Raw genomic sequence first — 24,357 nt, 5'->3', positions numbered from 1 at the left:
CAATAATTGGTATATGCGTATAAAAAACGTATTACACGATTCTATTTCCAGACGACTTTTGAGCTTATAAGCTTTATTGAAATATGATTCTGGCTCAATCATGCTTTCTGGATAAACTTAATACAGACTTTGATCTATGAGGAAGCAAAAAGAGAGATAACAATGAGCAAAAAAGCAGCAGTCATAAAAGGCGATGGAGTAGGTCCGGAGCTCGTTAACAGCATGCTACGGGTCACTGAAGCAGCAGGTACGAATATCGAGTTTATAATGTGCGAAGCAGGAGCAGAATACTGGGAAAAACACGGTGGAGATTCGCTTATCCCTGATGAGACATGGGACATACTGAGCAATACCGATGCAGGTTTTAAAGGTCCGACAACAACGCCGGGGGGTGCAGGCTCTCCCAGAAGCGTGGCTGTCTCTATCAGGCAAAAGTTCAATCTCTATGCCAATGTCAGGCCGATAAAATCATTCCCAAACACCCAGAAACCACTTGGCGATGTTGATTTTGTATGCGTAAGAGAGGGTACAGAGGGGTTGTACTTCGGCAAGGAAATCCAGTTGACAGATGATGTTTTTATCGCCATAAGGAAGATCACCCGGCCTGCATGCCGTGATGTTGCCCGCTATGCCTTTGAGGAAGCCATGCGTCACGGATGGAAGAGCGTTGTGGCAATCCACAAGAGCAATATACTCAAGCAGACATGCGGCACGTTCCTTGAGGAGATTAAGAGAATAAGCCAGGATTATCCAGGCATTGAGGTTGAAGAATACCATATCGATAATATCGCACAGCAGTTGATAAAGAATCCCCAGATATTCAACCAGAAAATCCTCTTATCCACCAATCTTTTCATGGACATCTTAAGCGAGGAGTGCTCTGCTCTGGTCGGCAGCATAGGCCTCATCTACTCGGCAAATATAGGGGATAATTATGCTATGTTCGAACCTGCACATGGCTCAGCGCCTAAATATGCAGGACAGGATAAAGTAAACCCTGTGGCTACCGTGCTTGCAGGCGCGTGGCTGCTTGACTACCTGGGGGAGCGCGAGAATTCAAAAGCTATCTTTGAAGCGACAGAGAGAGTGATATCTGAGGGCGAATATGTGACCTATGACCTTGGAGGCCATGCAAAATCAAGTGAGATGGTTGATGCCATAATCAGCAAGATAGCTTAACCAACACGTCCTGTCCTGATTGTATCGGCTACCGCTTTCATCTCAGAGCCCAGGATTTTCTCAAGACCCAGGCCCTCAAGTTTCCTCTCTGCGCGATCGATCTCCTCTGAATTGGCATTCAGATACAGAAAATAGCCTTTGCGCTCAGACCCCAGGAGATTGCACTCCCTGATAATATAACCTATGTGCTTAAATTGATCCTCTTTTAACGCTTTTACGACATCTTTACCTGCCTTATCCTCAAAGAAATAAACAGCTTCCATAACTTTTCCCTAAATATCTAATGGTGATATCGGTTAATAAATGATTCCGGTCTTAAATTTGCACAAATGATTAAATATCGTGCTGTACATTGTAATACCGTTTATGACGCTCTTGAAAGAATTTAACCTCACCAGTAACGAGAAACGTGCTCTACAGGCTCTTACTACAAAAGACAGATTTTCACCTGATGAGCTTGCCGCAGCATCAGAACTGAGCGTTGAAGCTGCAATGCAATCGGCCTTTACTCTTTATGAAAAAGGTCTCTGTGAGGTTAAAGAGGAAATCACCGATATATTCACGCTCACAGAAGAGGGCGAACAGTACGCACAGAGTGGTCTGCCTGAGCGCCAGATAATCAGCTCGCTCACAGCACCTGTCTCACTTCCCGAATTAAAAAATAAATTCCCGCCCCGGATGGTAGGGATCGCCCTGGGCTGGCTTCGCAGGAAAAACTGGGCAAGGATAGAAGGGGATAAGGTAATCCCCTCTGGAAAAGCAGAGATCGGGGAAGATGAGAAAATACTTGCAAAGCTCAAAATAGGTCCATCTTCAGAAGTCAAAGACGCGGTCAGGGATTTAATAAAAAGGAACCTGGTTGAGAAAGCAGAGAAAAAAGCCCGCACTATAGCAATCACTGATAGAGGAAAGACCCTTGCATCAGCAGGGTTAATCATAGAGGAGGAAATAGCGCAGCTCACGCCCACCATTATCAAAAGCGGTGCATGGAGAACTGCAAGATTTCGGCCCTACAATATCCATACGCCTGTAAAACCGGTCTATGGAGCAAAGATACATCCATACCAGCGGCTCATCAACGAGATGCGCCAGATCTTCCTTGATATGGGGTTCACAGAGATAAAAGGCGATATCGTCCAGAGCTCGTTCTGGAACTTCGATGCACTCTTCCAGCCTCAGGACCACCCTGCAAGGGAAATGCAGGATACCTTCCACCTTGATACCGAATGTGACCTGCCTGATAAGTATATAAAGCCTGTAAAAGCTATGCATGAAATAGGCGGAGGCATATCAATAGGCTGGGGAGGTAAGTGGAGCGAAGAAGTCGCACGGAAACAGGTGCTCAGGACCCATACCACAGCGATCACGATAAAATACCTTGCAGAGCATCCTGATCCGCCTGTTAAAGCCTTCTGTATCGACAGGGCATACAGGCGCGAGGCCATCGATCCGACACACACGCCTGAGTTCGAACAGCTTGAAGGTGTGGTGATGGACAGGGGCGTGAGTTTCAAAAATCTGCTCGGCTGCCTGACGGAGTTCTATCACAGGATGGGTTTTGAGAATGTCCGCTTCAGACCGGGATATTTCCCTTACACAGAGCCCAGCGTTGAACCTGAGGTCTATATAGAGAGCATGGGTAAATGGATCGAACTTGGAGGAGCGGGTGTATTCAGAAAAGAGGTCACCTTACCCCTCGGTATCAAACATCCTGTACTGGCCTGGGGACTTGGAGTAAGCCGGGTGGCAATGCTGCGCCTTGGGCTTCGGGACCTTCGCGAGCTATACAAGAGCGATATCGACTGGCTGAGGAAGAGCACGGTATTATAGATAACTGATTCTAAGACAGATTCCAACCACTCATTTTTAAGGATTTTCACATGGTCGAACCCATCCAATAATTCCAATTTTTCAGATTATAGTCTTTTACATAAGCAATTAGACAGTATAAGAATCCATACATGCCTGGTAGGAGAAATGCGATAGAACACAGATTGCACGGATGGCACGGATACCCACGGATTAAAAGTATCCGTGAAAATCCGTCTGATACGTGTCATCCGTGTCCTATTCTCCAAGTTGTACTCAAAGGGTTAAAAATCGGTAGCGTCCTAAATTTCATGGCCTATATAAAAACAATTGCCGCCGAGTGAGCCCATCCAATAATTAAACGGGATAACAGGATTAGGTAGTATCCTGCAAATCATGACCTGTTTATATTAATTGAACTTGTACGATTTAATATAAGTGAGCTGCAGAGAGACATTATTATGATAAACATAGTTAAGAAATCCTGATTGTAACCTCTGTGTTCTCTGTGTCTCAGTGGCTTCAGAAAAAATTGCCACTAATATACCGTCTAATTATTGGATTTTCTCCACATGGTCTGAGCTTACAGAGTACATATTTTTATCCTGAAAATACTTAAATAGCATTAACTAAGAAATAGGTTACCTACTTCCGTATAGTAGATAGGAGGAAATATGCGACAGATAGCAATATATGGAAAAGGTGGAATCGGTAAGTCCACAACAACCCAGAATCTTACTGCTGCACTTGCTTCGCTTAGCAAGCGTGTGATGCAGATCGGCTGTGATCCAAAGGCAGACTCAACAAGAATGCTGCTTGGAGGAAAAGCCCAGGCTACAGTGCTTGATACCATGCGGGATAACGGCTCAGGCGGTGTGAAGCTGGACGCTGTGAGGCACACAGGTTTTGGTGGAATAAAATGCGTTGAGGCAGGCGGCCCTGAGCCTGGCGTTGGCTGTGCAGGACGGGGCGTAATCACGGCAATAAAGCTGCTTGAAGAGCTTGGGGCATACAACGAGAACTTTGATTTCATATTCTACGATGTTCTCGGGGATGTCGTGTGCGGCGGCTTTGCCATGCCTATACGGGAAGGCTATGCAAAGGAGATCTACATTGTTGCAAGCGGGGAACTCATGGCTCTATATGCAGCCAACAATATCTGCAAGGGCATAGTAAAGTTCGCAGAGAGCGGCGATGCGCGCCTTGGCGGCATCATATGCAACTCCCGCAACGTGGACAATGAGAAAGAACTTCTCCTGGAGTTCTCAAAAAAGATAGGCTCACAGATGATACAGTTCATTCCCCGCGATAACATCGTCCAGAGGGCAGAGATCAACAGGAAGACCGTGATCGATTTTGCGCCGGATAGCAGCCAGGCAGAAGTGTACAGGAGCCTTGCCAGGAACATAATCGAGAACAGGAATTTCGTGATCCCGGAACCAATGACTATGCAGGAGCTTGAGGATATGATGGTTGAATTCGGTATTATCGAGAGGTGAGAACATGAAGATGATTCGGGCAATAATCAGGCCAAACAAAGAGGAGAAGATCGTGGAGAACCTGGAGAAAGAAGGCTTTGTATCCTTAACGAAGATGAACGTGTTCGGAAGAGGTAAGCAGAAGGGGATCAGGGTAGGGACTGTGTGCTATGATGAGATCGCCAAGGTCATGCTTATGCTTGTAGTCGAGGATGGCGATGTAGAGAGGGCTGTGAACATCATCCAGAACAGTGCAAGGACAGGGAACATAGGTGACGGCAAGATGTTCGTGACCGATGTGCTTGAGGCGTACACTGTGAGGACAGGCGAGGCCGGGTTGTGAGGACCATGAAGGAAGTAATCGCAATCATACGCCGCCACAACACACAGGCGACCAAGGCAGGGCTCCTGGGGATCGGGATCCCTGCACTCACGATGGTAAGCGTGGAAGGACGAGGCAAGCAGAAGGGCCTGCCTGGCTGGAATTATGAACTTGATCCTGCACTCACCAGGATGGAAGAGCGCAATACAGGTGCGAGTCTTCGCCTCATACCAAAGAGGATGATATATACAGTGGTTGAGGATGACGATGTCTCGAAGGTTGTTGAGACCATAATAAGGACAAACCAGACAGGGCATGCAGGAGATGGAAAGATATTCGTGTGCCCTGTTGATGACGCTATAAGGGTGAGAACAGGAGAAAATGGAGAGCTGGCATTGAAGTAAAAGGAGGTTAAAGATGTCGACAATATTACCTGTATGTGATATCCCGATACCGCAGCGAGAGCCGCATATCGTATGCCATGACCCGGGGAGTCCGATACTGCCCATGTGTAATATCCAGACAGTCCCGGGGGATATGACAGAGCGCGGCTGTACGTTTGCAGGCTGTCGGGGTGTCGTGGGCGGGCCTGTAAAGGATGTAATTCAACTTGTGCACGGTCCAATAGGATGTGCCTACTACACCTGGGGCACAAGAAGGAACCTGTCTGATACGAAACTGCATCGAAAATACTGCTTCAGTACAGACCTGACAGAGGAGGATGTAATATACGGAGGCGCCAAGAAGCTCTTAAAATCGATAATAGAATCGTACGAGCGCTTCCCCGAGGCAAAGGCAGTGTTTGTCTATTCCACATGCGTTGTCGGCCTGATAGGCGATGACACAGAGGGTATATGCAGGCAGGCCCAGGGGAAAATCGGGATACCTGTTGTGCCTTTCCACTGTGAGGGCTTCAGGGGCGTAAGCCAGTCCCTGGGACATCATATAGCCAACCGCACGTTATTTGAAAAGGTGGTGGGAACAGAAGAGCCTGATGCTACGACGCCGTATGATATGTGCATCATCGGTGAGTTCAATATCGATGGCGATGCCTGGATCATCAGGCCTCTGTTTGAGAGAATGGGCGTGCGGGTGCTCTCTGTGTTTACAGGCAATGCCTCGTATGCTGATCTGCCCCCGATGCACAGAGCGAAGCTGAATATCGTGCAGTGCCAGAGATCATCAACGTATATCGCAAAGATGATCCAGGATAAGTACAGCATCCCATATATCAACGTCTCCCTGTTCGGCATGGCGCAGACAGCAGAGGCTCTTCGGGATGTGGGGAGGTTCTTTCACCTTGAGGATAATGCAGAGAAGGTTATAACGGAGGAGCTGGCAAAATACCAGCCCAGGATCGATTACTACAGAAAGAGGCTTGAGGGCAAGAAGTGCTTTATATACCAGGGAGCACCTCGTGCATGGCACTGGATAGAGCCGATGCGGGAACTGGGGATCGAGACCATCCTTACGGCAACCACGTTCGGGCATAAGGATGACTACGAGAAGATCATGTCCAGGGTAAATCCAGGACACATCTGTATCGATAATCCCAATGCACTTGAGATAGAGGAATATCTTGTTAAGCTCAGACCCGACTTCTTTATTGCAGGACTTAAGGAGAAATACCTGACGTACAAGCTAGGAATACCCTTTATAAACGGCCATTCCTATGAGGAAGGACCGTACGCAGGCTTTGAGGGCTTTGTGAATTTTGCAAGGGATATTGACATAGCAGTGAACTCACCGGTCTGGAGGTTCGTGAACGGCTGGATGCCAGCAGGAGTTGATGTAAATGCAAAGAACAGTGATAATTAATCCCCCAAAGATGTGCCAGCCCATGGGGGCCATACTCGCCTACATGGGTGTGCACGGCTGCGTTCCAGTCGTGCACGGTTCTCAGGGCTGCAGTACATACCCCCGCTATAATATCGCAAGGCACTTCAGGGAATCGGCCGAGGTCGCGGTTTCTTCGCTTGCAGAGGATGCAGCAGTATACGGAGGAGCAAAGAACCTGGCCGAAGCTATAAAGAACGTCAAAGCAAGGCTTGACCCTGAGGCCATAGGCATATGCACCACATGCATGAGTGAAACTATAGGCGATGATGTCAGGCAGATAGTGAAGAAGGCAACCCTGCCTGATGATACTACAAAAGTGATACCTGCCTCAACGCCAAGCTACGTGGGAACGCATCTCACTGGTTATGACAATGCCATGAAAGCTTTAGTAGAAACGCTTGCAGTAAAAGGAGAGCCAAACAATAAGATCAACATAATAACCGGGATAATTAATCCGGGCGATATCAGGGAGATAAAGCACATGCTCCGTCTGCTGGGCATCGAGAGCATATTCCTCTCGGATATCTCGGATACACTGGATACGCCTATGATGAGGGGCGGTCACAAGCCCATGCTCCCGCAGGGAGGCACGAGGATAAGTGATATAGCAGATTCGGCCAACTCATCAGGAACTGTGGCCATATGCAAGACTGCTGGCTCGGCCGCTGTGTACCTGCAGAATAAGTTCAATGTTCCCGCTATTCTTGGCCCTGCGCCTGTAGGGGTTGCAAACTGCGATCGATTTGTTGAGAATGTAACTAAACTGATGGATAAGCCGATTACCCGGGAGATCGAGAACGAAAGGGGCAGGCTTATCGACAGCATAGTGGATGTGCACCACTACATGTTCGGGCGGCGTGTTGCTATATTCGGCGACCCGGGTATAGTCTCAGGCATCGTGCGCTTCTGTGCCGAAGTAGGGATGGCTCCCACAGTGGCTATGACAGCCACAAAACACAGGGACTTTGCACCTGATATAAAGGCGGTGAACAGCGAGTACGGGACAGATATGCAGATACTGGAGGGCACGGATCTCTACGAGTTCCATGAGGTTGTAAAGTCACAGGGTGCTGAACTGATAATTGGCAACTCCAAAGGCAAGGATATCGCTGATGATGAAAATATCCCTCTTGTACGTGTCGGGTTCCCTGTGTACGACAGGGTCGGTGTTTACCGTTATCCGATTCTAGGATACAGGGGATCTATCTACCTGCTTGACCTGATGACCAACGCCATCCTGGGACATAAGTACGACCCCAACAAGCTGCACCAGTGAGGACCTATGGAATACATTACAGGGATAACAAGTTGTGGCAGGACATGGGTTCCCACTTTTGTTGTGAGAAGCAATATCAACGACTGCGGATGCTGCGGCAAATGTTTCAAGATATGCGGGCGCGGTGTGTTCGAGTACATCGACCATCCAGACAGCGATGACCTGTGCGGTGCAAAGGTCATGACTGTAGCGCATCCTGGAAACTGTATAGGCTGCGGCGCCTGCGCGCGGGGATGCCCGAAGAAGAATATCGTGTGCGAACCGAAGGCAAGGTGATTGGTTGGTGAATATCGGCACTCACCGCAAAGTTCGCAAAGAACGCAAAGATTGTTGTTGCTACGCTTTGCGCCCTTTGCGTTCTTTGCGGTTTATAGATGCTATATAATAAGCTGGAGGATAACCATGCCCAAAATAAGCCATATCATGCTGAAAAACCCGGTTGTGGTTCCCACAGGGACAAAGCTAAATCAGGCCGTGCAGCTCATGAAGAAGAATAATGTCGCAAGCCTGCTGGTGAGCAGGAACGACAGGCTTGCTGGCATAGTCTCTGTGGTGGACATAATGTACAGCATTGAAGGTAGAAAGCAGGATATTACAGTCGATGAGGTAATGCATTCACCAGAATTTACTATTGACTCTGATAAATGGCTTACAGATGCTATTTTGATGTTCGAGCGCTGTAAAACCTCACATATAGCAGTAGTGGAGAACGGTGAGACAATAGGAATTATCAGGGCTGAGGATATACTGCACACGTACAGGTTTAAATAATCGTTTAAGATATGCAATTACAATTTTTTGATAAGGGCTATACAACCTCCAAAATAAATATATAAAAATAATTTAATAGAGCAAAAGCTGAGAGATATACAAGACGGAGACTATAGAATGAATGAAGACGTAAATGAACTAAACGAAATCGAAATTGAGCAAACAGAAGACGAATCTGAGCCTGTAGAACTCCCCTCCGCAAAGAGAAGTGTTTATACGGAACAAGGAGATCCTGAAATTGAATCACTTTATGGAAAACGTAAAAGGGGTAAATTAGTCCTTCAAGCAGATTTTCAGCGGCATTTTGTATGGGATCAACCTAAGCCTAGCAGGCTAATAGAATCAGCGCTTTTAGATATACCTCTTCCTGTGATATACTTGTCTGAAGAGAAGGATGGAAAAGAATATGTTATAGATGGGCAGCAACGATTAACTTCCTTTTTCTCATTTATAGATGGACAATTTCCAGATGGGAAAGATTTTAAATTGACAGGGTTAAAGGTATTTACAGAACTTAATGGAGAATATTTTAAAGATATAGATAATGAGTTGCAGGACAAAATAAGGTATTGTAAAATTCGTACTATAACTTTTAAGAAAGAATCAGTAGCTGACTTAAAATTTAATATATTTGAAAGATTAAATACTGGATCAGTTTCTTTAAACGATCAGGAATTAAGAAATTGCATATATAGAGGGCCCTACAATATGTTATTAAAGGAACTATCAGAAGATACTGATTTTATGCAGCTTTTAGGACTTAAAAAGCCTGATAAAAGAATGAAAGATGTTGAACTTGCTTTAAGATTTGCAGCTTTTTATCACTCTACATATTTAAAATATAAACCACCCATAAAAAACTTCCTTAATGATGACATGGTTGAATACCAACATATATCAGATGCAAAATCTACAGAATTGAAAAATGCTTTTAAGAACTCGGTAACGATAATAAAGTCCTTATTGGGCGCTCATGCTTTTAAAAGATTCTACAGAGGTAATGATAAGAATCCTGATGGATATTGGGAGCCTAAAAAATTCAATGCTTCTTTATATGATATTTTAATGAATTCTTTTGCAAAAGAAGATAAAAACAAGGTTTATCAGAATTTGGATTCAATTCGTGAAGCACTAATATACTTAATGACAAACGATCAGGAATTTATAGGTTCTATAGAGATTTCAACAAGTAGCGTTCAAGCAGTAACAAAGAGATTTGACAAGTGGCGGCTGACGCTACAATCTATAATTGGTATTGCAAAAAAGGAACCACGCTGTTTTTCTTCAAAATTAAAACAAGAGTTATACAATAACGATTCTACTTGTGCAATTTGTGGTCAGAAGATTCAAAGTGTAGATGATGCAGCAATTGACCATATCGAGCAATACTGGGCTGGAGGTAAAACTATACCCGAAAATGCGAGATTGGCCCATAGATATTGTAATTGGGCAAGACCTAGGAAAAGCTAAAAAAGATGCACAGCCCACCTGAAGCAGGTACAAAGAGGTTAGAAATGAGACGAAAAGATAAAGAAATCTAAAGAAATCAAGATATTAATGAGATTACATTCCCTGGAGCATGAACCCTTCGAGGGCTTAGCGAATATCGAAGTATGGGCAAGGAACAGAGGCCACAGCATCACGAGAACACTGCTTTACAAAAACGAGGGACTTCCCCAGATGAGCGACGTTGACTGGCTCATCATAATGGGAGGCTCAATGAACATCTATGAGGAGGACAGATACCCCTGGCTTGCGGAAGAGAAAAAATTCATTGCAGAGGCGATTGCAAGCAAAAAATTTGTCCTGGGTGTATGCCTTGGCTCCCAGCTGATTGCCGATGTCCTCGGCGGTAAAGTCAGCAAGAACAGGTACAGGGAGATCGGATGGTTTCCAGTCTCATTGACTGAAGAGGCAGGGAACTCCCATGTATTCAATACTCTCCCCGGTAAATTTACAGCTTTTCACTGGCACGGTGATACATTTAAAATACCCCCAGGCGCTGCAAGGATAGCAGAGAGCGAGGGATGTGCAAACCAGGCTTTTGAGTACAATGGACGGGTAATAGGATTGCAGTTCCATCTTGAATACTCAGTAAATAGCATTGATCTCATGTTTGAGAACTGTAGCGATGAGCTTGTGGATGAGAAATATATACAGAGGCCTGATGAGATAGTATCACAGTACAGCAATGTTGCCCGGACGCAGAGTATACTGGATCTGCTGCTGGACAATATTGAAAGAAATTTTTATATGTCTTAAGTTCAGTAAGTGGCGGTATGGATGATATAGTTCTTCTCTCTATCCTTATCTTTGCAACAGGGCTGCTCTACTCCTCGGTAGGTCATGCAGGAGCTTCTGGATATCTGGCAGCAATGGCACTGTTCGGTCTTGCACCTGAGGTAATGAAGCCGACGGCTCTTGTGCTTAATATTCTTGTTGCAACTATTGCTACTGCTCAATTCCGCAGTGCTGGCAGCTTTTCATGGAATACCTTCTGGCCGTTTGCTATGAGCTCAATCCCGTTTGCGTTTATCGGAGGCACTATATCCTTACCGGGTTCTATATACAGGCCAGTCGTTGGCATTGTCCTGCTGTTTGCAGCCTACCGGCTTTTCCAGTACAGGCAACAGGCAGATAACGCAATAGTTAAACCTGTGTCGGTTCCTGTTGCAGCTCTTTTCGGGGCCGGGATAGGTCTGTTATCCGGGGCTATAGGTGTGGGCGGCGGTATCTTCTTAAGCCCATTGCTCCTGTTCATGGGCTGGGCGCAGGCAAAACAAACTGCCGGAGTTGCTGCTGCGTTTATTCTTGTTAACTCAATTGCAGGTATAGCAGGGCACCTTGCGAGCGTGAGGTTCCTGCCAGATGCCATCTACCTCTGGGCACTTGCCGCAGTACTTGGTGGAATAATCGGCTCTGGACTGGGAAGCCGTAAGCTTGCTAATGCTACACTTTACTATCTGCTTGCAGCAGTCCTTGTCATTGCAGGCGCAAAATTCATTGTTCAAGGGTTATAGACACAGGTACTCCATTTCGGATAATATCAGTGACAGGCGAAGTTCGACGGGCATACTCCCATACCTCTTCAATTCTATCTCTGGGCGCATCGCTTTTTATCCTGCAGATTACACGAATGTTCTGGTAGCCAGGGCGGACATCTTCAGATATGCCCAGGAACCCGCGTAGATCCAGGTCGCCTTCAAGATTAATGTTCACTGCTTTTATATTTATACCGCGCACTGCTGCATTATATACAAAACCAACGATCAGACAGGAGGCCAGGGCATGGAGCACAGTCTGCACTGCATTGGGGGCCTTATCACTTCCAATAAGAATAGGAGGCTCATCTGCTTCTATAATGAAGAGCTTGCCGCTTGAAGTTTGAATCTTTGTCCTAGTAATAGCGATTCTTGGAGTAATGTGGGCTTCCTGGGGAATCAAGTTCGGTGAGAAGTGGGAAAAATACCGTGAATAACCAAATTTGAGGGAGAGAATTAAGAGATACTTACAGGTACTACCTGGTGGAGCGGAGTTCTTCTCCTATGATAACAACCGCAGGAGCAGCGCCTTCTGGGCATGAAGCCTGTTCTCTGCCTGATCAAAAACCGCTGAATTTGGCCCATCCACCACATCTGCCGTGATCTCCTCGCCCCTGTGGGCAGGAAGGCAGTGCAGTACCATTACATCGTGCTTTGCCTGTTCTATGAGTTTGCTATTAATCTGGTAAGGCCCAAAATCATGCAGTCTCTGCTCGTACTCATCCTCATCTCCCATTGAGACCCAGACATCTGTGTATAGTATATCCGTTTTTTTTGCTGCCTTAATCGGGTCATGGATGATGTTGATCGCTCCACCCATATCCTTTGCCTTATCAACGATCTCACTGTTTGGTTCGTATCCTTCAGGACATGCCACAGTCATTTTCATGCCTGTCAGCGCACATGCCAGTATTGCGGAATTACAGACGTTATTGCCATCCCCTATCCATGAGAAATTCAGTCCCCTGAATTTTCCTTTGTATTCCCGTATCGTCAGAAGATCAGCGAGTAACTGGCATGGGTGCTCAAGGTCAGAGAGACCGTTGATAACAGGTATTGTAGCACATTTTGAGAGCTCAACCAGCGTCTCATGTTTATATACCCGTCCCATGATCGCATGGACATAGCGCGACATGACGCGGGCAGTATCGGCTATGGATTCCCCGCGTCCAAGCTGGATATCCCTGGAGTTTAAGAAAATCGCATGTCCTCCAAGTTCGGTCATTGCCACCTCAAATGATATCCGCGTGCGTGTGGAGGATTTCTCAAAGAGCATTGCAAGCGTTTTATCTTTTAATTCACCTGATGTTTTTCCCCGTGCCCTTTTCTCTTTTAGATCAGATGCCGTATCAAGCAGGCTAATAATATCCGTGTACGATAGATCAGTGAGGGATAGTAGATGAGATGGCAAAATCAGGATGCTCCGTTTAGTTTATCTTACCTATTGTAGATACTTATTTAAATCACTTTTCCCTATAATCATCTGTAAATAAAGGACTATTATGATGCTATATGAATATGCTGCTAAGGAGATATTCTCACGCTGCGGTATTCCGGTTCCTGGAAGCAGTCTTATTACCAGTGCAGACGATGCAGGGGCAGTCGCAAGAAAGCTTGGGAGCGTTGTCATTAAAGCCCAGGTTACTGCAGGCGGGCGCGGAAAAGCAGGAGGTATTCTTACAGCAGCAACACCTGATGAGGCAGCGCAGAAAGCGCAGCGAATCCTGGGCATGTCAATTAAAGGACTGCCTGTAAAAAAAGTGCTGGTCGAGGAGTACAAAAAACCTGAAAAAGAGATGTACCTGGGGATAACCATCGATAGGAAGGCACGCCGTCCAATCATAATGGCAAGCACTGAAGGGGGTATCGATATCGAAGAGACTGCAAGAAACTTCCCTGAGAAGATATTCAGGATACATATAGATCCGCTTACAGGTATCCATGATTATCAGGCAAGAAGGATCGCATACTCACTGGACAGGGAAAATTCAACATTGATTACCGACCTGGTAAAAAAACTTTACCGCGTTTTTACTGATTATGATTGCACACTTGCTGAGATCAATCCGCTCGCTCAAGCATCTGGCGCTATATTTGCTCTTGATGCCAAGATGGTGATCGATGATAATGCCCTCTTCAGGCAGGATGTAGGAGAGGAGGAGGATGTGGATGCGCTCTCCGGGATCGCAAAGAAGCAGGGAATGAGTTATGTCAGCCTTGATGGCGATATCGGGTGTATAGTCAATGGTGCAGGCCTTGCCATGGCGACACTTGATATGATAAGATACTACGGCGGCCAGCCTGCCAATTTTATGGACGTAAGGGCAGGGGCAAACGCAGAACAGGTAAAAACAGCGCTCAGAATAGTATCATCCAACAGAAACGTGAAGGCAATAATCATGAATATCTTTGGCGGAATAACTAAATGCGATGAGGTCGCCCGCGGGATAATAGATGTAATATCCGAGGTAAAGGTCCCGCTCGTCATAAGGCTCACAGGAACGAACGAGGAATCAGGACGGAGGATGCTTGAGGAGCACGGCATAGACCTGGCATCTTCGACAGAAGAAGCTGCAGAGGCGGTGGTAGAACTTGGGCATTCTCATAGATAAAGATACCCGGCTTTTAGTGCAGGGGATTACAGGGCGTGAGGGATCATTCCAGACAAAACAGATGAAGGATTTCGGAACCAACATTGTGGCAGGCATAACCCCTGGGAAAGGGGGCAGTGAGATCTATGGTATTCCTGTTTTTGATTCTGTTGCTCAGGCAGTTGATGAGGTAGATCCCAATGCATCGGTTATCTTTGTTCCCCCCAGGTTCACAGCGGATGCTATCTTCGAGGCTATTGACAGCGAAATTGAACTGATAATATGCATCACAGAAGGAGTCCCGGTGCATGACATGATGCGTGTATGCGCTTATCTTGAGAATTCATCGTCACGGCTTATTGGCCCCAACTGTCCTGGCATAACCACACCCGGAGAATCAAAAGTGGGGATAATGCCAAATCCAATCCACAGGCCAGGAAATATAGGGCTGGTATCAAGAAGCGGGACGCTTACATACGAGATAATAGACCTTTTATCAAAGAGCGGGATCGGACAGTCAACATCCGCAGGTATAGGCGGTGATCCCTTAACAGGGACATCGTTTATTGATGTACTGAGATTATTTGAAGAAGATCCGATGACCCATGCTGTGGTACTGGTTGGCGAGATCGGCGGAACTGCTGAGCAGGATTCAATCGATTTCATAAAGCAGATGAGTAAACCTGTCGTTGCCTACATAGTCGGTGTTTCAGCCCCGCCTGGAAAGACAATGGGTCATGCGGGCGCTATTGTATCTATGGGCGGCGGCACTGCGCTTGAGAAAATACAGGCATTTGAGCGTGCTGGCATTGAAGTGGGGAGAAGTCCAAAGGATATAGTGCAGAAGATAAAAACTATTATGAGCATTTAATATATGTCAAAATATAGTTTATCGGAATCTATATATACAACAAGACTCTGAATTATGATTAGAGACTGGCATAATAATTATTATAATGAATATTATTACAGTTATCCACTGGCGTCCGAGCCCGCGACCTCCTACGGGTAATTCTTCTGTCGCTATAAGGGGGTGAAAATCCCCCCTCGGACAAAATTCACCTTTCAGCCAGTTTTTCAACGTATAGGAAAGTATAAACGCATTTCTTCCTCCTCATCTTGAAATCTGATAGTCTAAAAACAACGAACATAAACGAACTGGAACGAACTCCAAGAGTTCGTTCCAGTTCGTTTATGTTCGTTGTTAATAATTTTGCCCCCGCAGGGGCTTTCTTGAGGATTTTCTCAAGGCGCAGGTTATGCTCTTCCTGTCCATGGATAAAAGAACCAAACTTCGCATTCATCAATATCCTCATCTGCAAGCACTCTTGAGAATGGATACGGGAGGTCAATATCAAAGGGTAACTCTTGCTGCTTACCGAGTATTTTTCACCTTTTTTTGCTTTGCATGATTAGCTTATCCTTGTCCGGAATAACTTCGATTGTCGACCCCTCGACAATTCCATACATCTTTGCAATCTCTGCTGGTATCGTAATTATTAAACTATTACCAAGTTTTCTGACCTTTAACTCCAACATACTTTTATGTTTACTTTTCATATGTTATATCACTTACCATTTATATAATTTATATATTGTTTTTGTTATTACTTACTATATACCAAAATTATATATGCATTGATAACTCTTATATATTCGTGGTCGGAAATGTCTTTTTTAAATCCTAACCCCCACTCCCCAATCCACACTTCCGACCACATTTTATGTAAAAACCAGAGGTGAAAAATATGGCAGAATACCAGGAATACCAGGTAATCAACACACCCAACATAGAAAAAGATGCAATCATAGTAGAAAAGGAGGTTTTGGAGAGACTGGTTGCGCACTATGACATACCCATGTTCGTACAAAAAGAAGGGTTGGAAGGCAAGACAATGTATTTCATTTTTTTGCCACACTGCAGAACCATAATAGCGTATGACGAAAAATGCTCGAAATAATATCTGGAATAATGCGATAGGACACGGATGCGCACGGATACGAAATCGGTGGAAATCCGTCTGATCTGTGTCATCGGTGTTCTATCCTCCAGGTCTTTTCTAATTCGTGCTCTTAAGTTTGCAGTCTTCTCATCCCATCTATATCCTGTAGCGCTCAATCCTGTAGCGCTCAATCCTGTAGCGCTCAAGAAAAAATGTTAACTTCTCACAATCGGTATCTCTTCCCCGCACCTGGGGCATTTGTTATCCTTTATATTGTATTCACTGATGATATAGCCTGTGCGGTCAATCAGCAGAGCATTGCATTCAGGGCAATACGTGTTCTCATACCTGTGCCCCGGGACATTCCCAAGGTAAACAAACCGCAGACCCTCTCTCTTTGCAATATCATGAGCCATCTCCAGTGTCTCTACCGGTGTTGGATTCGCATCCTCCATCTTATACATGGGGTAGAATCTCGTGAAATGTATGGGGACATCTGTTCCCAGGTTATCATGCAACCATTTCACAAGCTGCGTGATCTCCTCTGGAGAATCATTCCTTCCCGGTATAATCAGGGTTATAACCTCAACATGCATACCCAGCTCTTTTGCCAGTCTGGTAGATGCAAGGACTGGCGCAAGTCTTGCACTGCATATTTTCCTGTAGAAACTATCAGAAAATGATTTGATATCCACGCGATAAGCATCAAGATAAGGCGAGATGCGCTCTAAAGCCTCAGGCGTGATATAGCCGTTGGTCACATAAACTGTCTTCAGTCCTGCTTCTTTTGCAAGTACTGCACTGTCATACGTATATTCATGCCAGATGGCAGGTTCGTTATATGTCCATGAGATAGATTTGCTTCCTGCAGCCAGGGCACGCCTGATAGCCTGCTCTGGTGTTATCTCTTTTGTATACGCCTGGTCAAGCCTGATCTGCGAGATATTCCAGTTCTGGCAGTGCTCGCATCTGAAATTACATCCTATACTGCCCAGGGAATAAGAGAGCGTACCAGGCAGGAAATGGTAGAGCGGCTTTTTCTCTATCGGATCAACTGCCTCGCTTGATATGGTATTATATATAATTGTATGGATTTTCCCATTAATATTCTTTCGAGTGCCGCAAAATCCGAGCCTGCCTTCCAGTATCCTGCATCTCTGCTCGCATATATTGCATCTGGCTCTGTTATCAGGAAGTGGATCGAAAAGTACGCCTTTTTTAACACTATGCATACATCTCCGGTCTGCTCTCTATCTGTTTTGAGCGTTTCTTTCTCAATTCGTTCTTGATCTCTTCATAGTATACCATGATATCAGGTGTGATCGATGGTCCGGTCTCATTTATTGCGGCCAGGAAATGCAGATGTTTGACATTTTGTGCATTTATATCCTCCCGCATGGCAAAGCGTCCCGCTTTCTTGCATATAGCCGCTATATCAGCACCTGTGAAACCTTCTGTAAGCTTAACAAGTTCATCAAGATTAACATTCCCAGCAAGTGACATTCTTCTTGTGTGTACCTTAAAGATCTCAAGCCTTGTCTTTGTATCAGGTACAGGAACGAGTATCATCTCATCAAACCTGCCCGGGCGCAGAAGAGCAGGGTCGATAATATCAGGTCTGTTGGTGGCCCCTATGACCACTACGCCGCGCAGTTCCTCAAGTCCATCCAGCTCTGAGAGAAGCTGGTTAACTATCCTCTCTGTTACATGAGGCTCACCGAGTGCTGTTCCCCTCATTGGAGCAAGGGCATCAAGCTCATCAAGGAATATTATGGCCGGGGCAACCTGACGTGCTTTCTTGAAGATCTCTGCTATATGCTTCTCAGACTCACCATACCACTTGGATAGTATATCGCTGCCCTTGACAGTTATAAAATTAGCCTCGCTCTCATTGGCTATGGCCTTTGCAAGCAGGGTCTTACCCGTGCCTGGCGGCCCGTACAAGAGTACGCCTTTGGGGGCTTCTACGCCTATCCTGCGGAAAGACTCACTGTATCTAAGAGGCCACTCTACAACTTCGGTGAGTAAGGATTTTACATTGTCAAGTCCTCCGATATCCTCCCACGTCACATTTGGCACTTCAAATAATATCTCGCGCAGTGCTGAGGGCTGGACCTCCTTCATGACATCCTCAAAATCAGAACGTGTGACGATCAGTTTATCCAGCGTCTCTTTCGGGATCTCCTTCTCTTCAAGATTGATCTCAGGGAGGATACGGCGCAGTGCATTCATTGCAGCTTCACGGCACATGGCCGCGATATCAGCACCTACGAACCCGTATGTGCGGTCGGCCATGTCACCGAGATCAACATCCTGGGCCAGCGGCATTCCGCGTGTATGAATCTGGAGGATCTCCAGCCGCCCCTCACGATCAGGTACCCGAAGCTCGATCTCGCGATCAAACCTGCCAGGGCGACGAAGAGCCATATCCAGGGCCTCAGGGCGGTTGGTAGCGCCGATCACAATCACGTTCTTTCTTGTTTTCAGCCCATCCATGAGCGAGAGAAGCTGAGCCACCACACGCCGCTCTACTTCCCCGGTGACCTCAGCTCTTTTCGGAGCAATACTGTCTATCTCATCAACGAAGATTATAGCCGGAGCGTTTCTTTCAGCTTCTTCAAAAGCCTCACGCAGCTTATGCTCGCTCTCCCCATAGTATTTTGACATGATCTCAGGGCCGTTGATCGTAATAAAATGGGCATCGCTCTCATTTGCCACAGCTTTTGCCAGCATGGTCTTTCCTGTGCCAGGCGGCCCATGAAGGAGCACACCTTTTGGAGCATCAATACCAAGCCTGTGGAACAGCTCAGGATGTTTTAGAGGCAGTTCTATAATTTCCCTGATCCTGGTGATAGCTGGCTTTATCCCGCCCAGGTCCTCGTACATGACCTCGGGTATTTCCTGCTCAAGCGCTATAGCCTCTGGTAAGAGCTCCATCTCTGTCATATCTGTTATTTTAACGATTCCTGAAGGTGATGTAGAAGCGACCTGGAGCTTTATCTCTCCAAGACCAAAGGATGGGGATCCAAAGAAATCTTGGAATATATGCTCAAGAACCATTTCATTGCCGAACGATTCTTTGGGCCTTCGCACGCTCGTAGTTGAGATAATATCTCCCTTTGAGACAGTCCTGTTATAGAAGATAGCCCGAAGACTCTCGCTGGGCGCATAGATATGGATATTCTGTGCTACTGGAGAGAGGGTGACCTTTTTTGCTTCTTTCCATTCTGCTCTCCTGACCTCTATATATTCTCCAATACTTGTTCTTGCATTTGTGCGTATCAGTCCATCCATTCTTATAACATCAAATCCCTCATCCTGAGGGTATGATCGTCCCACGGTAGCAGAGGTTGTACGTTCCCCTTTTAATTCAACAACATCAAAGATATTTATTCCTATGATATTCCTGAACTTCTCATCTATCCTGACAATTCCTTTACCGACATCTCTCTGATCTGCTTCAGCTACTCTTAATCGTACTGATCTGTCCATGATTCCCCTGTTTATATTTGATTTTATTTCATTAAAAGCTTACTAGAATAAACTTCTGTTACTTATGTTGCTCATGTTAATGATATTACTTATGCTGTTCATGTTAGTGCTTGGTGATTTATGTTAAAAGTATCTATAAGAAGAAAAAATTAACTGAAGGTCATATGACTCAGAGAGTATATGAATCTATGTAGATCATTCTTCATCTCATAAAAGTCTGCTTCCTGCCCGGTCCCACTGAGATATACTCTATACCAGCTCCCATTAAATGCTCAATTAACTCTACATACTTCTTTGCATTCCCGGGAAGTTCAGAGAAGTTCTCCATATCTGAGATATCCTCATTCCAGCCCGCAAGTTCATTGTAAACTGGCTTACATCCTGATAGTTCATCAGAAAGCTCTGGAGGATAATCTATGTTTTCACTATCCAGATCATATCCCATGCAGATCTTTAATGGATCAAGCCCTGTCAGGACATCAAGTTTTGTGAGAGCAAGAGCTGTATACCCATTGAGATCAATGGATTTTCTTGCAAGCGGCAGATCAAACCATCCGCATCTCCTTGGCCGCCCTGTCGTTGTGCCAAACTCCCCTCCTTTTTCACGCAGGTGCTCTCCAACCCCATTATTCTGTTCTGTCGGAAGCGGTCCCTCGCCGACACGAGTAATGTAAGCCTTGATCACCCCGATCACGTTATCCACCTTTGTTGGCCCGACGCCGAGTCCTGCACATGCCGAGCCGGCTACAGTGCTTGAGGATGTGACAAATTTTTGTGTGCCGTGTATGACATCAAGATGAGACCCCTGCGCTCCTTCTGCAAGCACTTTTTTCCCCTCTTTTAATGCCAGGTTTATCTCCCTTGATACATCGGTGATATAGGGCTTCAATTTCCTGCCGATCTCCAGGTACTCATCTATCCCCTCTCTCGCAACTTCAGAGTCTCCTCCCAGCTCTTTTATAGCAGCCTCTTTCTGGGGAGCGATCTCATCAAACCGCCTCAGAAAGCGGTTCTTATCCGCTATATCAGCCATCTGTATCTCATCGCGCCCCACTTTATCGATATAGGCATAACCTATTCCTCTGCTCGTAGTTCCGATCTTCACGGCGCGTCTTGATTCGCGCAGGCTGTCAAGCGCTACATGATAGGGCATTATAATGCTTGTCTTTGCATCGATACCGAGCTTTTCAGGTGTCACATCCACACCGCTCTCAGAGAGCATGGAGAGCTCTTCCATCAGTATCTTCGGGTTCATGACAGTGCCAGGGCCTATTAGGAGGCGCGCGCCAAAAAGCACGCCAGAGGGTATAAGATGCAGTTTGTAGGTCTTTCCTTCGGCTACAACGGTATGTCCTGCATTGTCCCCGCCCTGGAACCGTGCAACGATATCGTACTGCGAGGCCATCATATCAACGATCTTACCCTTGCCCTCGTCACCGAACTGTGCTCCTGTTATTATTGTGAACATCTAAATCGCCTGCTTCTTGGCGGGAGAGATGATAAGGTTATTTCTTCATATACTCCCGTAAAACAGTCGTTGCATAACCCCCTTTTTGCAGCGTGAACTCAAGCGTAACCTTTGTCTTCCCCGCATTAATCTCATCTTCTGCAACACTGAACTCGGGCCTGATGAGCAGTATTATCTCCCTGCGCCGTCCTTTTGAGGCAAGTTCAGGCATAGCAGGGACTTTGAAACCCTCAGGATCGATCTTTAGCTCCCGGATAACCTCCCGCTCAATATCACCGGGCGCGCCCTGCGCAAAATCCGTATCATACCCCACAAGAGGCGCTGTTACAAATGCGCGTCCCCTTCTTATCAGGTTATTAATCCCGTCCAGGTTATCCAGCGTGACCCTCTGCAGGCGGGAAGTATCAGGCAAACCAACCTCATTCTTAAAACACACTATGTCCCCATCATAAGCCTCATTTATTGATAGACCAGAGGCAATGCGGCGGCTCAGGATGATATTGAATATATACGATTGATAGGCATGCAGGAACATCCTCTGCAGGTTCGGGGACAATACCCTGAATGCACCTATATAATCATCGGGATGGGCAACAAGGTGGTTCATCATAGCCCTCTCGAACTGCAGGCGAACAGGATATGTCTTCAGTCCCTCTTTAAGATCACCTGTATCCCATACATACTGCCGCGCCTTTCTTATCTCATCAGGTTCATCCGGGAAGGATTTTGCTATATATGTCAGGGCTGCTTCTTTGAGGTCCCCGCGAACAATGGCCTCACCCACTATATGCGTAATGGGCCTGATCTCCCCGAATCTCTGGACACCAAAGAAATTCGGCGCGCCTTTCTCAAGTTCCTGCGATATTGCTTTTACCCTGGCAGTCGTTTCATCCAGCGGTAGCTCAATATCCCTTATTGTTATTCTAAATCGGTTTCCCCACAGGTCTCCAAGGCTTATCTTATTATTCGACCGCCCGACTACCTTCAGCTCAACATCCTTTAATCGTACAAGCGCCAGATCCTGCTCACTTATATCCCTGATACTGATTCTCTGTCTGGTAAGGGCGCGTTTGTCCTTTGTACCTGCCCAGCCAAACCTGCTCTGGCTTACCCTGAGGATACGCGAGAGGTCGCGTACGAGATGGTGTATGTCCCAGTTTCGTTTCGTAAGTTCTACTATCAGGTAGTTCCCGCTTATACTTTCGATCCTGTTTGTGAGTTCTTCGACAATGAAATCCTCGATCTCCTGCCGTATTACTCCTCCGATTCCCTGAGTCCTGGTATAATATAAACTTATGCCGATTGCGTTATCTATACTTATGATAATTACCCCTGTAATATGAGTGAAGTATGTATAATGGCACTATCATAGTTTAAAATAGTCGTTCCCCAGGATAAATCACTTGCCTTAAACAGATTGATAAACATAATTATAATTGGATGGTGACCTGATTGAACATTATTAGAAAATTCCAGCCCTCTGATTTCCCATCGGTTATCGATATAGAAAGAAGGGTCTTTAATGAGCATGACCCCTATCTCTACATGCAGTTCTATGAGACATGCTCTGAAGGTTTTATGTTAGCTGAAATCAATGGTATAGTCGTGGGCTACGTTGTAGGATTCCAGACCTCAAGAAAGACAGGGCGCATATTTTCCCTTGCTGTACTCCCTGAATACCAGAACCGGGGGATAGGCAGCAATCTTTTAGAAGAGATTATAAATTATCTCCGCCAGAGAGGGGCTTTTGAAGTTATCCTTGAGGTCCGCGTGAGCAACATAAAAGCAAAAAGATTCTACGAGAGGCACGGGTTTTACCAGGTCAGGGTTTTGAAGAGATATTATAATGATGGTGAAGATGCCTACCTGATGAGATTAAGCCTGGGGCCGCGGAGTAGCTAATAGAATCAGAAACCTGGATAATGGCATTGTATATGTACCTGGACTCCAATATCAATTATTGAGGGGTTAATATGGTTAATATGAGTAAACGTGCTATTATTACAATAGCGATGGTCTTTCTTGCCACAGGTCTTATCGGAGGGTACCTTATTCCAAGACCTGTTGATACAGGTGAGATACAGCCGCAACTGATCAACGTGGAGGATCGCTACAGGCAGCCCTTTGAGAATAGATTTGGATTTCAGGCTGAATTTACCACGGTTGCATCAGTACCAACAGGTAGCGTTCAACTGTTCAGATTTGATGAAATAGATTCTAACCAGCATCCTGATGAGAACCATTTTCTTTATTTTCTTGAGGGCAGAGCAACAGGAAACATAGGCGGTGTACAGAGTGATATCGGGCCAGGTACTCTGTTGATAGTTCCTGCAGATGTTCCCTATTCCTTCAGGAAGGTAGGAGATGAACCTGTGAATTTTATCCTGTTCTCATCACCTCCGTTTGAGTAAAATTGCAAGCAAACTTATGCGCAATCCTCCATACTACCCTAAAGAATTATACAAAATCTTATATAGCATAATAATAATTAACATAATGTAATTGAGGGGATATAGGCAGGTGAAGGTACGAAAAGTATTGCAGTCATTATCATTGCTCTTACAATCAGCATCTCTATTCTGGGCTGTATAGGTGAGAGATCGAAAGGTTATAATGAAACTGGATATCCACAAAGTTATTTTGATCATCCTAGACTTGGCGTATTTTTAAATAAGACATATTATATATACGAGAGTCAGGGAATCGATGCTGCAAAAGCATTCTATTCACAAAATTCAGATATGATTCTGGAGGGAGATGAGGTACAAGTTAGGATCGTAGTCAAAGAGATAAATCAGACAAATCTTGATGCTTTAGCATCGCTTGGAATAAAAATTATATACATACCGTCGGATGGAGACACGCTATACGCTTGGGTTCCAATCCCAAAAATTCGTGATCTGGGGGAGCAGGAGTTTATTGAAGTGATATATCCTGAGGCAAGACCACTGCCACAGTAATGATGAGGTTATCGTAGGACAAAATAAGTTTAACCAGCAGATCTAGTATAATGATTCCAAATTAACATAAATGAGTTTCATTAGGTTTTATATGCTACTCTAAAGAATTATACAAAATCTTATATCGAGAATTTTGAAAAACCCCATTTGACCGAAGTATTTAATACATAATAATTATATTTAGTTAA

Annotated in this window: 28 protein-coding genes; 19 read left to right on the top strand and 9 right to left on the bottom strand. The window is 45.5% G+C overall.

Annotation, left to right across the window (positions count from 1 at the left end; genetic code table 11):
- Window positions 1-162: 162 nt before the first annotated feature.
- Window positions 163-1,179 (top strand): isocitrate/isopropylmalate dehydrogenase family protein, encoded by a 1,017-nt coding sequence (locus ANME2D_RS03720; protein ID WP_048089283.1) that lies wholly within the window; start codon window positions 163-165, stop codon window positions 1,177-1,179.
- Here the strand turns inward: ANME2D_RS03720 and ANME2D_RS03715 are convergent.
- Window positions 1,176-1,442: a hypothetical protein gene (locus ANME2D_RS03715; RefSeq protein WP_048089175.1), complete on the bottom strand. Its 267-nt coding sequence runs from the start codon at window positions 1,440-1,442 to the stop codon at window positions 1,176-1,178. The two genes, ANME2D_RS03720 and ANME2D_RS03715, sit on opposite strands and share 4 nt — an antisense overlap.
- Before the next feature lie 103 nt (window positions 1,443-1,545).
- Between ANME2D_RS03715 and pheS the strand changes: the two genes are divergently transcribed.
- From pheS to ANME2D_RS03660, 11 genes are all read left to right on the top strand, one after another.
- Window positions 1,546-3,009 (top strand): phenylalanine--tRNA ligase subunit alpha, encoded by a 1,464-nt coding sequence (pheS, locus tag ANME2D_RS03710; RefSeq protein WP_048089174.1) that lies wholly within the window; start codon window positions 1,546-1,548, stop codon window positions 3,007-3,009.
- A gap of 653 nt (window positions 3,010-3,662) precedes the next feature.
- Window positions 3,663-4,487: a Ni-sirohydrochlorin a,c-diamide reductive cyclase ATP-dependent reductase subunit gene (gene cfbC, locus ANME2D_RS03705; RefSeq protein WP_048089173.1), complete on the top strand. Its 825-nt coding sequence runs from the start codon at window positions 3,663-3,665 to the stop codon at window positions 4,485-4,487.
- A 4-nt stretch (window positions 4,488-4,491) separates the two neighbouring features.
- A complete protein-coding gene (locus ANME2D_RS03700; protein ID WP_048089172.1) occupies window positions 4,492-4,809 on the top strand; it encodes a P-II family nitrogen regulator in 318 nt (105 codons plus the stop codon).
- Between the two features lie 5 nt (window positions 4,810-4,814).
- Window positions 4,815-5,192: a P-II family nitrogen regulator gene (locus tag ANME2D_RS03695; protein WP_048089171.1), complete on the top strand. Its 378-nt coding sequence runs from the start codon at window positions 4,815-4,817 to the stop codon at window positions 5,190-5,192.
- A gap of 13 nt (window positions 5,193-5,205) precedes the next feature.
- A complete protein-coding gene (locus ANME2D_RS03690; RefSeq protein WP_048089170.1) occupies window positions 5,206-6,606 on the top strand; it encodes a nitrogenase component I subunit alpha in 1,401 nt (466 codons plus the stop codon).
- Window positions 6,584-7,903 (top strand): nitrogenase component 1, encoded by a 1,320-nt coding sequence (locus tag ANME2D_RS03685; RefSeq protein WP_048089169.1) that lies wholly within the window; start codon window positions 6,584-6,586, stop codon window positions 7,901-7,903. The genes ANME2D_RS03690 and ANME2D_RS03685 overlap by 23 nt, the downstream gene beginning before the upstream one ends.
- 6 nt (window positions 7,904-7,909) lie before the next feature.
- Window positions 7,910-8,179, top strand: a complete 270-nt coding sequence (locus ANME2D_RS03680) for a 4Fe-4S binding protein (RefSeq protein WP_048089168.1) — start codon at window positions 7,910-7,912, stop codon at window positions 8,177-8,179.
- 126 nt (window positions 8,180-8,305) lie between these two features.
- Window positions 8,306-8,674, top strand: coding sequence for a CBS domain-containing protein (locus tag ANME2D_RS03675; RefSeq protein WP_048089167.1), 369 nt, complete (start codon window positions 8,306-8,308; stop codon window positions 8,672-8,674).
- Window positions 8,675-8,791: 117 nt separating this feature from the next.
- Window positions 8,792-10,144: a GmrSD restriction endonuclease domain-containing protein gene (locus tag ANME2D_RS03670; RefSeq protein ID WP_048089166.1), complete on the top strand. Its 1,353-nt coding sequence runs from the start codon at window positions 8,792-8,794 to the stop codon at window positions 10,142-10,144.
- Window positions 10,145-10,231: 87 nt separating this feature from the next.
- A complete protein-coding gene (locus ANME2D_RS03665) occupies window positions 10,232-10,936 on the top strand; it encodes a type 1 glutamine amidotransferase (protein WP_048089165.1) in 705 nt (234 codons plus the stop codon).
- 17 nt (window positions 10,937-10,953) lie between these two features.
- Window positions 10,954-11,694, top strand: a complete 741-nt coding sequence (locus tag ANME2D_RS03660; protein WP_048089164.1) for a sulfite exporter TauE/SafE family protein — start codon at window positions 10,954-10,956, stop codon at window positions 11,692-11,694.
- Here ANME2D_RS03660 and ANME2D_RS03655 read toward each other — a convergent pair.
- Together ANME2D_RS03655 and argF are read right to left on the bottom strand one after the other, a co-directional pair.
- Window positions 11,675-12,118, bottom strand: coding sequence for an OsmC family protein (locus ANME2D_RS03655; RefSeq protein WP_157833947.1), 444 nt, complete (start codon window positions 12,116-12,118; stop codon window positions 11,675-11,677). The genes ANME2D_RS03660 and ANME2D_RS03655 overlap by 20 nt on opposite strands.
- A 99-nt stretch (window positions 12,119-12,217) precedes the next feature.
- A complete protein-coding gene (gene argF / locus ANME2D_RS03650; RefSeq protein WP_048089163.1) occupies window positions 12,218-13,126 on the bottom strand; it encodes an ornithine carbamoyltransferase in 909 nt (302 codons plus the stop codon).
- Window positions 13,127-13,217: 91 nt separating this feature from the next.
- On the opposite strand from argF, the gene sucC reads away from it, so the two are divergent.
- Entirely contained in the window at window positions 13,218-14,327 is a 1,110-nt protein-coding gene (gene sucC, locus ANME2D_RS03645; protein ID WP_048089162.1) for an ADP-forming succinate--CoA ligase subunit beta, read from the top strand.
- A complete protein-coding gene (gene sucD, locus ANME2D_RS03640) occupies window positions 14,308-15,177 on the top strand; it encodes a succinate--CoA ligase subunit alpha (protein ID WP_048089161.1) in 870 nt (289 codons plus the stop codon). Before sucC ends, sucD begins: the two co-directional genes overlap by 20 nt.
- Window positions 15,178-15,364: 187 nt before the next feature.
- Here the strand turns inward: sucD and ANME2D_RS03635 are convergent, their stop codons facing one another.
- Window positions 15,365-15,610, bottom strand: coding sequence for a hypothetical protein (locus ANME2D_RS03635; RefSeq protein WP_048089160.1), 246 nt, complete (start codon window positions 15,608-15,610; stop codon window positions 15,365-15,367).
- 85 nt (window positions 15,611-15,695) lie between these two features.
- Complete coding sequence (locus ANME2D_RS17255) at window positions 15,696-15,866, bottom strand: AbrB/MazE/SpoVT family DNA-binding domain-containing protein (protein ID WP_081810103.1); 171 nt, start codon at window positions 15,864-15,866, stop codon at window positions 15,696-15,698.
- A 188-nt stretch (window positions 15,867-16,054) separates the two neighbouring features.
- Here ANME2D_RS17255 and ANME2D_RS03630 point away from each other — a divergent pair, with 188 nt between their 5' ends.
- Window positions 16,055-16,267, top strand: coding sequence for a hypothetical protein (locus ANME2D_RS03630; protein WP_048089159.1), 213 nt, complete (start codon window positions 16,055-16,057; stop codon window positions 16,265-16,267).
- 48 nt (window positions 16,268-16,315) lie between these two features.
- On the top strand, window positions 16,316-16,468 hold the full coding sequence (locus ANME2D_RS17840; RefSeq protein ID WP_157833946.1) for a hypothetical protein: 153 nt from the start codon (window positions 16,316-16,318) through the stop codon (window positions 16,466-16,468).
- Here the strand turns inward: ANME2D_RS17840 and amrS are convergent.
- The 4 genes from amrS to truD form a co-directional block, all read right to left on the bottom strand.
- Window positions 16,465-17,481, bottom strand: a complete 1,017-nt coding sequence (gene amrS, locus ANME2D_RS03625; protein ID WP_048089158.1) for an AmmeMemoRadiSam system radical SAM enzyme — start codon at window positions 17,479-17,481, stop codon at window positions 16,465-16,467. The two genes, ANME2D_RS17840 and amrS, sit on opposite strands and share 4 nt — an antisense overlap.
- Window positions 17,474-19,741 (bottom strand): CDC48 family AAA ATPase, encoded by a 2,268-nt coding sequence (locus ANME2D_RS03620; RefSeq protein ID WP_048089157.1) that lies wholly within the window; start codon window positions 19,739-19,741, stop codon window positions 17,474-17,476. The genes amrS and ANME2D_RS03620 overlap by 8 nt, the downstream gene beginning before the upstream one ends.
- A 202-nt stretch (window positions 19,742-19,943) precedes the next feature.
- Window positions 19,944-21,209 (bottom strand): adenylosuccinate synthase, encoded by a 1,266-nt coding sequence (locus tag ANME2D_RS03615; RefSeq protein ID WP_048089156.1) that lies wholly within the window; start codon window positions 21,207-21,209, stop codon window positions 19,944-19,946.
- Window positions 21,210-21,246: 37 nt separating this feature from the next.
- Entirely contained in the window at window positions 21,247-22,548 is a 1,302-nt protein-coding gene (gene truD / locus ANME2D_RS03610) for a tRNA pseudouridine(13) synthase TruD (protein WP_048089155.1), read from the bottom strand.
- A gap of 113 nt (window positions 22,549-22,661) precedes the next feature.
- On the opposite strand from truD, the gene rimI reads away from it, so the two are divergent.
- The 3 genes from rimI (at window position 22,662) to ANME2D_RS03595 (ending at window position 24,169) form a co-directional block, all read left to right on the top strand.
- Window positions 22,662-23,111, top strand: a complete 450-nt coding sequence (gene rimI, locus ANME2D_RS03605) for a ribosomal protein S18-alanine N-acetyltransferase (RefSeq protein ID WP_048089154.1) — start codon at window positions 22,662-22,664, stop codon at window positions 23,109-23,111.
- Window positions 23,112-23,182: 71 nt separating this feature from the next.
- Window positions 23,183-23,620, top strand: a complete 438-nt coding sequence (locus ANME2D_RS03600) for a cupin domain-containing protein (protein ID WP_048089153.1) — start codon at window positions 23,183-23,185, stop codon at window positions 23,618-23,620.
- A 330-nt stretch (window positions 23,621-23,950) separates the two neighbouring features.
- A complete protein-coding gene (locus tag ANME2D_RS03595; protein WP_048089152.1) occupies window positions 23,951-24,169 on the top strand; it encodes a hypothetical protein in 219 nt (72 codons plus the stop codon).
- Window positions 24,170-24,357: the final 188 nt, after the last annotated feature.

This window comes from Candidatus Methanoperedens nitratireducens, from assembly GCF_000685155.1.
GTDB classification, from domain to species: Archaea; Halobacteriota; Methanosarcinia; order Methanosarcinales; family Methanoperedenaceae; genus Methanoperedens; species Methanoperedens nitratireducens.
The sequence above is the reverse complement of the archived record's forward strand: the minus strand, read 5'-3'. Positions and strand labels throughout refer to the sequence as shown.